At 40.7% G+C, this 11,647-nt stretch carries 6 protein-coding genes; 2 read left to right on the top strand and 4 right to left on the bottom strand.

What is annotated here, in order from left to right:
• Positions 1–922: 922 nt before the first annotated feature.
• A complete protein-coding gene (locus HMPREF9304_RS01875; RefSeq protein ID WP_309597510.1) occupies positions 923–1,111 on the top strand; it encodes a hypothetical protein in 189 nt (62 codons plus the stop codon).
• Between the two features lie 244 nt (positions 1,112–1,355).
• On the opposite strand, the gene carB is transcribed toward HMPREF9304_RS01875, so the two are convergent.
• The 4 genes from carB to HMPREF9304_RS01855 all read right to left on the bottom strand — a co-directional run bounded on the left by carB (position 1,356) and on the right by HMPREF9304_RS01855 (position 8,586).
• Positions 1,356–4,586 (bottom strand): carbamoyl-phosphate synthase (glutamine-hydrolyzing) large subunit, encoded by a 3,231-nt coding sequence (gene carB, locus HMPREF9304_RS01870; protein WP_036926128.1) that lies wholly within the window; start codon positions 4,584–4,586, stop codon positions 1,356–1,358.
• A 5-nt stretch (positions 4,587–4,591) separates the two neighbouring features.
• Complete coding sequence (carA, locus tag HMPREF9304_RS01865; protein WP_036926129.1) at positions 4,592–5,668, bottom strand: glutamine-hydrolyzing carbamoyl-phosphate synthase small subunit; 1,077 nt, start codon at positions 5,666–5,668, stop codon at positions 4,592–4,594.
• A gap of 82 nt (positions 5,669–5,750) precedes the next feature.
• Positions 5,751–7,637, bottom strand: coding sequence for an amidophosphoribosyltransferase (locus HMPREF9304_RS01860; protein WP_036926127.1), 1,887 nt, complete (start codon positions 7,635–7,637; stop codon positions 5,751–5,753).
• Between the two features lie 151 nt (positions 7,638–7,788).
• Entirely contained in the window at positions 7,789–8,586 is a 798-nt protein-coding gene (locus tag HMPREF9304_RS01855; protein WP_036926126.1) for a polysaccharide biosynthesis/export family protein, read from the bottom strand.
• 271 nt (positions 8,587–8,857) lie between these two features.
• On the opposite strand from HMPREF9304_RS01855, the gene HMPREF9304_RS01850 reads away from it, so the two are divergent.
• Positions 8,858–10,030, top strand: coding sequence for a porin (locus HMPREF9304_RS01850; protein WP_036926125.1), 1,173 nt, complete (start codon positions 8,858–8,860; stop codon positions 10,028–10,030).
• The last annotated feature ends 1,617 nt before the right edge of the window (positions 10,031–11,647 follow it).

Below are 11,647 nucleotides of genomic sequence, written 5' to 3'. Positions count from 1 at the left end.
GGAAAATAAATGCTGAATTTTCTTTACAAAGTGCCTCTCAAAACTCGCGTGAAAATCACCAACTTCAATTTGGGTCGCAAATACGCGAAAAATGAGCAAGGTTCATAGTTGCTTGATATTGAACATATTACGCTTATGCACCTGTTTTTTATTCTTAATTTTACCCTGTCTTGGCGACTAACCCATTGAGATAAGCCTGCTATTTGCATGCTTTAAGGCTGCTGAAGCATGTGAATAACACCTCTAAAGAGTGTTTCCAAGACCGTTAAATCAATGTTTCAACTTAAAAAGGCATTTATTTTGCTCAAATCAGCCCAATTTTGTAAAGCATTTGCCTATTAAAATTTTCTATTTTGAAGATTTTCAATGGTCGTTTTTTGGTAAAGTTTCAAGACAAAAGCAACGTACGTCTTTACCAAGAAGAAGCCAACTTTTATAAATGAAGTGCCATGAGCGGTGAGCTTATTTTTTCTCCTAAATTGAACCCAAAAATGCAAATAAATGCGTATATTTGTAGAAATGCTTTATATCAACAAAACCGCAAAAAGAAGTACACCTTATATATATCCCTTGAAGCATTGCGTTAGTTTGGAAAATTCACAGTTCTAAGACCGTTGACACAAAGAAATAGCGCCATAAATCCACAAAAACGACACCATCAAGCAGCGAACTTGCAGAAAAAAATCGTTGATATAACACTGAAATGAGTAGAGACAAACAAAGGAAACAAATATTTAACATATTTTTACTCGCTGCAAGTAATTGGTAGATAGCATGTTACAAAAAAGTTACAGTTAAAAAGAAAAAAAATCACAAAAAACTATATTGCGTATCAAAAAAAGTCTTACCTTTGCAATGTTTTAATAAACAAATGATTGTTTTACAGATTAAAAAAAGCAAAGAAATGAAGAAATTAGTTTTAATGTTCGTAGCTGTAGCAGCTATCTCATTCGCATCTTGTGGTGGTAACAAAACAAATCAGGCTGAAGTTCCTGCAGACTCTACAGAATTGTCTACAGACTCTGTTGACTCTTCAATGGTATCAGCAGATTCTACTGCAAGTGTAGACTCAGCTGCACAAGCTGTTGATACAGTAGCTAACGCTCAGTAATCAATACGAATAAAAATTGAGAGAACAACCATTACTCTTTCGGGAGTAATGGTTTTTTTTGTGTCCTTACATGAACAGTCAAGATGATAAGCAAGAGTTGCTTATCCGCAGGACTGCGAATCATATTCAGTAGATTTCAACAAATGAGAGGATGTAGATGATGGACAACAACACGGTGTCATCCATACAGTCTACATCCTCTCATCACATCATCACCAAATTATTGCTTGGGCAATGCGATGCTTTATTTATATTCGTCCCAAGATTTGATGTCAATATCATCCAAGCTGAGTGTGCAAAAGGCTGAAATAAAAGCACTTGCCAATCGACTATTGGTAATCAAAGGAACATTTAAGTCGATAGCAGCTCGCCGGATTTTATAACCATTGGTCAACTCGCGAGGCGACAAGTCCTTGGGGATATTCACCACCATATCAATTTTCTTCTCATGAAGTAGCGAAAGTGCTTGCGGCTCCTTTCCCTCTTCACTGGGCCAATACACTGTGGTGTTTTCAATACCGTTATCACTTAGATACTGACTTGTGCCACCTGTGGCATACAACTCATAGCCATGAGCCTTCAACATCTTAGCAGCATCAAGCATTTCCGCTTTCTGTTTGGCGCCTCCTGTCGACAACAATACGGAATGTTGAGGGATGCGATGCCCCACACTCAACATACTCTTCAGCAGTGCCTGATTGGTGTCATCGCCCAAACAGCCCACCTCACCGGTAGAAGACATATCGACACCCAAGACAGGGTCCGCCTTTTGCAAGCGATTAAATGAGAATTGAGAAGCCTTGATACCTACATAATCTAAATCAAACAGATTCTTTTGAGGTTTTTCCACATTAGCTCCCAACATGATTTTTGTTGCCAAATCGATTAGATTGAGCTTCAACACCTTGCTCACAAATGGGAAAGAACGCGATGCTCGCAAGTTACATTCAATGACTAAGATATCATTTTCACGAGCCATGAACTGAATATTGAAAGGTCCGTTGATGTGCAGCGCTTTCGCAATCTGCCGACTGATTCGTTTAATCCTCCTCACTGTTTCTACATATAGCTTTTGAGGTGGGAACTGAATCGTTGCATCTCCCGAATGAACACCTGCAAACTCAATGTGTTCGGAGATGGCATAAGCCATAATCTCCCCATTCATCGCAACAGCATCCATTTCTATCTCTTTGGCATACTCAATAAATTTAGACACCACAACGGGGTGGTCTTCACTGACATTCGCTGCCAACTTGAGAAATCTCTCTAACTCTTCCTTATTAGAACATACGTTCATGGCAGCCCCAGAAAGGACATAAGACGGACGAACCAAGACGGGGAAGCCTACCCTTTCGACAAACTCATTGATATCATCCATCGAAGTGAGGGCTCTCCACTCGGGTTGATTGATGCCAAGCTCATTCAACAAAGACGAGAATTTAGCCCTATCTTCTGCGTTGTCAATGTCTCTTGCCGCTGTTCCGAGAATAGGAACATGCTGCTCGTCGAGCCTCATGGCGAGGTTGTTAGGTATCTGTCCACCCGTTGATACGATAACTCCGTGCGGCATTTCTAAGTCGATGATGTCCATTACTCGTTCAAAAGTCAGTTCATCAAAGTACAGGCGGTCGCACATATCGTAATCTGTAGAAACCGTTTCTGGGTTATAATTGATCATCACAGAGCGGTATCCCTCACGACGTATGGTGTGCAAAGCCTGAACACCACACCAGTCAAATTCCACCGAACTACCGATGCGATAGGCCCCCGAACCAAGGACAACAATGGAACGCTTGTCTTGTTCATAGCTTATATCATGGCTCACACCAGAATAGGTCATGTAGAGATAATTAGTTTGAGCTGGATATTCGGCAGCCAACGTGTCAATCTGTTTCACAACGGGCAATATGCCATACTGCTTGCGAAGATTTCTCACCACCAACATTGCTTGGTGCATGTTTGCCATTTCATCCTCCAAACCAACAGCACGAGCGATTTGGAAATCGGTGAAACCGTACACTTTTGCAGTACGCAACAAGGTCTTATCCAGCACGTTGATACTGGTACAACTCTTCAACGCTTCATCTATATCAATGATATGCTTCAGTTTTTGGAGGAACCACTTATCAATTTTCGTCAATTCGTGAATCTGATCCACCGTATATCCTTTGTGCATGGCTTTGGAAATGATGAAGACACGCTTATCGGTAGGTTCACGCAAAGCAACATCTATATTCTCTATTTCCAGCTCTTTGTTTTCCACAAAGCCGTGCATGCCCTGCCCTATCATACGAAGACCTTTCTGTATCGCCTCTTCAAAGTTACGACCAATTGCCATCACCTCACCAACCGACTTCATCGAAGACCCCAACTCCTTGTCTACCCCACGGAACTTAGATAAATCCCAACGTGGAATTTTACATACTACATAGTCGAGTGCAGGCTCGAAGAACGCACTGGTTGTTTTAGTGACTGAATTTTTAAGGTCGAAAAGTCCATAGCCCATGCCCAGTTTAGCAGCGACAAAAGCCAAAGGATAACCAGTGGCCTTGCTTGCCAAGGCAGAACTTCTGCTGAGACGTGCATTCACTTCAATGACCCTGTAATCTTCACTTTCTGGATCAAAGGCATATTGTACATTACATTCGCCTATAATACCAATGTGTCGAATAATCTTGATTGACAAAGCACGGAGCTTGTGATACTCACTATTGGTCAACGTTTGAGACGGAGCAATCACGATAGATTCACCCGTATGGATGCCTAATGGGTCGAAATTTTCCATGTTACAAACCGTGATACAGTTGTCATAACGGTCGCGAACCACTTCATATTCTATCTCTTTCCAACCCTTTAAGCTCTTCTCTACCAAGACTTGAGGAGAGAAGGCAAAAGCTTTTTCCGCAAGTTTGTTCAGTTCTTCTTCGTTATCACAGAACCCACTACCTAATCCACCTAATGCGTATGCGGCTCGAATAATAACAGGATAGCCTAACGTCTTCGCTGCATGTCGTGCCTGTTCGATGTTTTCACATGCCTCACTCTTAATGGTTTTTACATCAATCTCATTGAGTTTCTCTACAAACAACTCACGATCTTCGGTGTCAATGATCGCTTGTACAGGAGTTCCGAGAACACGGACATGGTGCTTTTCTAAGATTCCTTTCTTATAAAGTTCTACTCCGCAGTTCAATGCAGTCTGTCCACCAAAAGACAACAAGATGCCATCAGGACGCTCTTTTTCGATGACACGCTCCACAAAGTAGGGCTGAACTGGCAAGAAATAAATTTTATCGGCAACCCCTTCAGAGGTTTGTACCGTGGCAATATTAGGATTAATGAGTACCGTTTGGATACCCTCTTCACGAAGAGCCTTTAATGCTTGCGAACCAGAATAATCAAACTCGCCTGCTTCGCCAATCTTCAAAGCGCCCGAACCCAGTAATAGTACCTTTTTTATATTTTCGTCTTTCATGTCTCTTACTTTAATGTTTCTATAAACTTATCAAACATAAACTCCGTATCCACGGGTCCCGAACATGCCTCAGGATGGAACTGTGATGAGAACCAAGGATTGGTTTTGTGGCGAATCCCCTCGTTACTTCCATCATTCATGTTCACAAATAATTCTTCCCAGTCACTGCCTAAGGTCTTTCCATTCACGGCATATCCATGATTTTGACTGGTAATGTAGCAGTGATTCGTACCCACCAATCTCACGGGTTGATTGTGCGAACGATGCCCATACTTTAACTTATATATGCTTGCTCCACTGGCTTTTGCCAACAGTTGGTTTCCCATGCAGATACCACAGATAGGTTTTGTGGACTTGCTCATTTGTTTTTTGAGAATTTCCACAGCCTCATTGCACATATTAGGGTCGCCAGGACCATTCCCTAAGAATAATCCATCGAAGTCCATGTCTGTATAATCATAGTTCCAAGGTACTCGGATAACTTCTACCCCTCGTTCCAACAAACATCTGATAATATTCGCTTTTACACCACAATCAACTAAGACTACTTTTTTACCTGCCCCTTCATTGTAGTGAATAATCTCTTTACAACTAACTTTATCGACAAAGTTCACGCCTTCATAGTTCGCTTCAGGAATGTTGTTTGGTTCATCATCAAACAATATCTTCCCCATCATAACGCCATGTTCTCGCAATACTTTGGTTAATTGGCGAGTATCTATCCCTGTGATACCGGGTACTTTCTCCCGCTTTAACCAGTCAGCCAAGCTCTCAACGGCATTCCAATGGCTATAAAACTGACTGTAATCAGACACGATAAGACCTGAGACATGGATTCTCTCACTTTCCATGAATGTAGGAATCTTATTTTCCTGAATAGAAAAAGGTGGAACACCATAGTTTCCAATCAATGGAAATGTGAGTGTCAAAAGCTGTCCTTCATACGAGGGATCGGTCAAGCTTTCTGGATAACCCATCATTGCTGTATTAAAAACAACCTCTCCGGCAACTGGTGCATCATATCCGAAGGACTTCCCGTGAAAACGAGTTCCATCAGATAATACAAGCGTTACATTCTTCATTATATTGAGCATTTTATCATTATGGTAGCTATATGCGATACTTCAGCAAACATCAAGTCAACTTCATTTGCTTTGGTTTTCTTTATTTCTGCTGATAATTCCTTTCGTAGTAATTGATGAAAGCCCGATTACAAAGTTTCATTCCATTAGGTGTTGGATATTTACCAGTGAAGTACCAATCCCCTCGATGGTTTGGAATGGCAGTGTGCAATCCGTCAATTGATTGAAACACCAACTCGATAGGAGTGGTAACTCCCTTTGGACGAAGCATCTCTACTATCTTTTTATTGATTTCTTCGACTGAAAAAGTGTCATAAACATCTCTGACACAGTTACGCATTTCTTCAACAGGTTTCTGCATTTCTCCTAAACAGGCACGATAAATCTCGGTGATTTCCTCTTTTCTTCCTTCGTCTTTCAACAACTGAATAGCAGCTCGGAAAACACAAAATTCATCCAAACTGGACATATCTATGCCATAATAATCAGGATAACGAATCTGTGGAGCACTGGAGACAATGACTATCTTTTTAGGGTGTAAGCGATCTAATATTCGAAGAATACTTTCCTTTAAGGTGGTGCCTCGCACGATACTATCATCAATAATTACCAAATTATCTTGATAAGGAACCAAGCTCTCGTACGTAATATCGTACACGTGAGAGGCAAGATCGTTTCTTGAGTTACCCTCCGTAATAAACGTTCGCAATTTGATATCTTTCCAAGCTACTTTCTCCATTCGCACAGATTCTGATAAGATTTCTTCTAACTCTGCTTGGGTAGGGATATGACCTAAATTCTGTATTTTCTTTATTTTATCTTGGTGGACGTATTCCTTAAAACCTTGAAGCAAGCCATAGAAAGCTACTTCGGCAGTATTTGGAATAAAAGAAAACACAGTGTGCTTTATATCATTGTCGATAGCCCGAAGAACCGCTGGCGTCAACTGTTCGCCTAACTTTTTACGCTCTTTGTAGATGTCGCGGTCAGAACCACGACTGAAGTATATTCTCTCAAAGGAACAGGGCGAATTTCCACACTGGTCAAGAATCTTTTCGATAGAACAATCGCCGTTTCTCTTCACTAACAGGGCTTGTCCTGGCTGCAACTCTTGTATGTCATCACAGCTCAAATCGAAAGTAGTCTGCAACACAGGGCGTTCGCTTGCCAACACTACGACCTCCTCATTCTTATAATAAAAGGCAGGTCTAATGCCCCAAGGGTCACGCATGGAAAACATTTCGCCCGAGCCTGTAATACCACAAACCACATAACCTCCGTCAAAATCTGCCATAGTTGTTTTCAACACATTACTCATCTTCACATTATTTTCTATATAATGCGTTATATCCATGTTTTCAAGTCCTTGCGCTTTCGCATTGGCATAATTGCGTTCCACCTCCCTGTCCAATCGATGACCCATGTACTCCAACATCAGATAGCTGTCGCTATAGATACGTGGACACTGTCCTTGCTGCTTTAGTTTCTCGAAAATGACATCAATGTTGGTCATGTTGAAGTTGCCGCACAGACATAGATTCTTGGCTCGCCAGTTATTGCGACGCATGAAAGGATGAACATAAGACAATCCTTTTTTGCCTGTTGTTGAGTAACGGAGGTGTCCCATATACAACTCACCAGCGAAAGGGAGCTCTTTCTTGATGTAATCCATGTCTGACAATTGCACTGCAGAAGCATCCTTAAACTGCTTTCTAACATGCCCAAAAATCTCGGTGATAGCATTTTTCCCTTCTGCTCGCTCTCTAAACATGTGTTCATAGCCAGGCTCTGAACCCAACTTAATACATGCCAAGCCAGCACCCTCTTGTCCTCGATTGTGCTGTTTCTCCATCATGAGATACAATTTGTTGAGCGCATATTGCCATGTACCATATTTCTCTTGATAATATTCTAAGGGTTTGAGCAATCGAATCATTGCAACACCACACTCATGCTTTAAAGGTTCCATCTATCGTTTGTCGTTTATTTCCTATAAGTTCGTATTTCCACCTCTTTCAACGAAGTTGGGTAATATATATAAAGTAAAAAAATGAAGAATACCAAAATTATATTCTGCTATTCTTCATTCTTATATTTCAACATTTTTCTCGTTTCACCAATTATCTTAAAACGCTGAACAGGAATGATGCCATTGAAGTAACTATGCCCACAAAGGAGAACCATAAAGAGGTTGAAGGACCGATACCTGAGTTTCTGGCTTTCACATTGTTGGGTTCAACGTATAGAATATCGTTTTGTTGTAAATAATAATAAGGAGAGTTAAGCAAGTTAGCATCATTCAAATTCAGCCGGACCATGCTTTTTTGTCCTGTCTCATCCTCACGTATCAACATAATGTTATTGCGCTTACCGTAAATGGTCAAATCTCCTGCTTGCGCCAATGCCTCGATGACACTCATCTTTTCGGTAGACACAGGGATAACTCCCGGACTGGTTACCTCTCCTATAACAGTCACTCTGTAGCTTGACATTCTTACCGTAACGATAGGATTTTCCGTTGCAGCCATATAAGGTAACAACTTTTTATGCACCAAGTCCTGACATTGAGTCTTCGTTAAACCCTGCACATGAAGTCTGCCTATCACGGGAAAATTGATGTTGCCGTCATTGTCAACCAAATATCCTTGGAGATTTCCTGCACCATTAGACAACTGTCCTTGTCCTCCTACCGAAGAACCAACCGATAGATTAAAGGGTGCAGCAGCAGCTGGATCGGTAGTACTTACCGTAATGGTAAGCATGTCTTTTGGCATAATTTTGGCATCATAAAGGCCTTTTGACCCTGCTAAACTAATTTCATCGATATTTTGGAAATAGGGAACTTTCTTACCACTGGCACAACTTCCCAAAAGTAGAATTACACAAAGTGTAATCACCGAGACCAAGAAATTCTTCATACGGTTTGATTATATGTTTGTAAACAACGGCAAAAATAGCTCTATTTTTTCAATTTGACAAATAATTTAAGTAATAATTGCTATTAAAATATACTTACTTCAGAATTTCAACGAAGCTATCCTTTCTCTCCAAAAATTTCAGTCAGTTCATTCGTTCCTACGCAACACAAAAATGATGGAATGTGTATATTTTAACAAAAAAAATGTCATGAATCGAAAAAATATATTAGTTTTGCAAACTATAAATTTTAATATCTAACGATTTTAATCTATGAAAAGAGGTTTTATCACAACCCTGATTGTAGCGACTGCTATCTCGTCAGGTGCTCAGACCAAAATGCCAACATGGCTCAACAATGTTAAACTTTCTGGATATGGTATGACTCAATACCAATACCGGTCACAAGAAAATGCCGAATCCAACTCCTTTAATATCCGAATGGTACGCTTATCTTTGGACGGAAGAATCAAAAACGACTTTTATTGGAAGACACAACTCCAGTTCAATGGCAATACCAATTCCTTAGGAAGTAGTCCTCGCATTGTTGACGCATTTGCCGAGTGGCAGAAATACGATTGCTTTCGAGTAAAAATCGGACAGTTCAAGCGTCCTATCAGCTTTGAGAACCCAATGCACCCTATGGCTCAAGGTTTTATGAGCTATGCCCAAAGCATCTTAAAACTAACAGGATTTAACGACAGGGCTGGTGGACATGCCTCTAATGGACGAGACATAGGACTGCAAGTTCAAGGCGACTTCTTGCGCAACAGTCATGGACGCAACCTCCTACATTATCAAATAGGTGTATTCAACGGACAGGGCATCAATATGAAAGATGTCGACCAAAAGAAAGATATCATTGGCGGTATGTGGGTAATGCCTGTTGCTGGACTGAGAATAGGAGCCTTTGGTTGGACGGGAACGTACGCAAGAAAAGGAACATGGAACGAAGTTGATGAGCACCAGCAACCCATCATGACGGTTGACGATAAAGGTAACCCAGTGTATAAGACACAATCTGGCATACGTTCTTTGCGTCAGAATCGTTATGCCTTTTCGGCAGAATACCTTGTTAACGATTGGACATTTAGGACAGAGTATTTGCATTCTACGGGTTGGAGTTTTACAAAGACAGAGCAGTCGGCTGCCACGGCTACCGATGCCAACATCAATTACAAGGCTGGCGACCAAGCTGACGGTGCTTACGCATTGGTGATAGCCCCCATAGTGAAATCAAAACTTCACGCCAAAGCACGCTATGACATGTATCGTCCTACAGGGGAATGGAACCAATCTAAAACCCAATACGAAGTAGGAATGAACTACTGGTGTACCAAAAATCTACTCATTAGCGCAGAATATGCCCTCGTCAACGATCGTTCTCTGAAGGAGGATAGTCACAACTATTCTGTTGTTGACATACAGGTAGACTTTAGATTCTAACCATAGATGCACCACCAATTACAATGTTCATAGTTCGCACGAACTATGAACATTTGTTTTTTTAGCAACCTTTCATCTGCATTTCTGACCGCATACGCTGGAAAATGTTTCGTCATTGAACAAATACGAGTTGGTTTGCCTGTGCGATAGCTCACACGGCTCTAACGTTTAAGGGCAACAGGATTGAACAACAAATGAAACAAACAAAACAAATGAGCCAAACAAGACAATGAACGCAAGCGTTCTGCAAATGAAACAAATCTGTCGACATCAACATGTTGTGTGTCTTTGCCAAATTCGTTTAATTCGGTGAACGCCAGCGTTCATTGATTCCAACAAGCGGATTTGTTTTTTTGTTCAATTTGTTGTTAAAACAAAAGAACATAATTGTTGTTGGCAACAAGTGACCTTATAAGCGAAAAATCTGTTCAACAGCTCATGACGAACACCAAGATAAAAAGCCATTCATATTTCTGAATTTTCTTTACAACAAGGGTCTCATAACTCGCATATTTTCAAACAACCTTGCATTGGCTCGCAAATACGAGAGTTTTGCGAAAGTTTTGTATCTTGTTATCAATCAATATACTACGAAAACTGCGCGATAATTCAAGACCGCAAAACGCCCTTTTTTTGTGTTAAAGCATTACTCTAAGACCGTTAGATACATGCTCTAATCCCCTTACTGCATGTTCATAACACCTCAAAGTCATGTTTTCAGCAGCCTAAACTCATTGATTTTGTCAAAAAACGATGATAGACGAGACAAAATATCCATAAAAAGTTGAGCATCTACCTATCTTTTTTCTCTATTTCATCTTTTTCAAACAGCTCTTTTTTTGTCATTTTTTCGGACAAAACACGCATTGTGACCTGCATCGAACACCATCATGACAGCCCATTTTTTAACAACGAAAAACGCAAAAGAAACAAAAATACGGTGCTGCAAAAGATATATCAAGCATGAACATCCCATTCGTTGTTTTCTTTATATCACACGCCCATTTTCGTCTTTCCTCTTGATTTCGCTGTTGATTTCTTCTGCGCTGCTTCGAAAAATAGAAAGATTATTCTTAAAGAAAGAGCCACAACATCACAAAGATGTATCAATCATCACAATTTTTGTATGAAGGGGTTGCACGTAGCAAAGACGGGCTGAAAGCCCAAGAAGAATACAGCCCAGGGCAATCGCCCTGGGTAAAGATATTCCAAGAAACTGGCGCGCTGTAAGCGCAAAAGGAAGAAGAAGAAAAGGGAACTTCACTGACTCCTGTTGCGCTTACAGCGCGCCAATGAGCTAACGAACGGTTACCCAGGGCGCTTGCCCTGGGCTATATTCCTGTTGGGGCTTCGCCCCGCCTTTGCTCATTACTGCTACTGCCGCACAATTCCTTGAACTATCATCCTATTGAGCTTTTTGTGTATCAACATAAAAACAGCATCACAGCCCATTTTTTAACAACGAAAAACGCAAAAGAAACAAAAATACGGTACTGCAAAAGATATTTCACGCAAGCCCCTCCCATTCGTTGTTTTCTTTATATCACACCCCCATTTTCGTCTTTTCTGCTTTCTATGTTATTATCCTCCTGTTTCTTTGATTTTAACTATTTATTT

The sequence above is a fragment of the Hoylesella timonensis S9-PR14 genome (assembly GCF_000762405.1).
Classification (GTDB): Bacteria; Bacteroidota; Bacteroidia; order Bacteroidales; family Bacteroidaceae; genus Prevotella; species Prevotella timonensis_A.
Note: the sequence above shows the minus strand (reverse complement) of the source record. Positions and strands in the feature narration are given on the sequence as shown.

Coding starts and splice junctions, on each gene's coding strand:
- HMPREF9304_RS01875 (WP_309597510.1), top strand. CDS start 923: ATGTTCGTAGCTGTAGCAGCTATCTCATTCGCATCTTGTGGTGGTAAC.
- carB (WP_036926128.1), bottom strand. CDS start 4,586: ATGAAAGACGAAAATATAAAAAAGGTACTATTACTGGGTTCGGGCGCT.
- carA (WP_036926129.1), bottom strand. CDS start 5,668: ATGAAGAATGTAACGCTTGTATTATCTGATGGAACTCGTTTTCACGGG.
- HMPREF9304_RS01860 (WP_036926127.1), bottom strand. CDS start 7,637: ATGGAACCTTTAAAGCATGAGTGTGGTGTTGCAATGATTCGATTGCTC.
- HMPREF9304_RS01855 (WP_036926126.1), bottom strand. CDS start 8,586: ATGAAGAATTTCTTGGTCTCGGTGATTACACTTTGTGTAATTCTACTT.
- HMPREF9304_RS01850 (WP_036926125.1), top strand. CDS start 8,858: ATGAAAAGAGGTTTTATCACAACCCTGATTGTAGCGACTGCTATCTCG.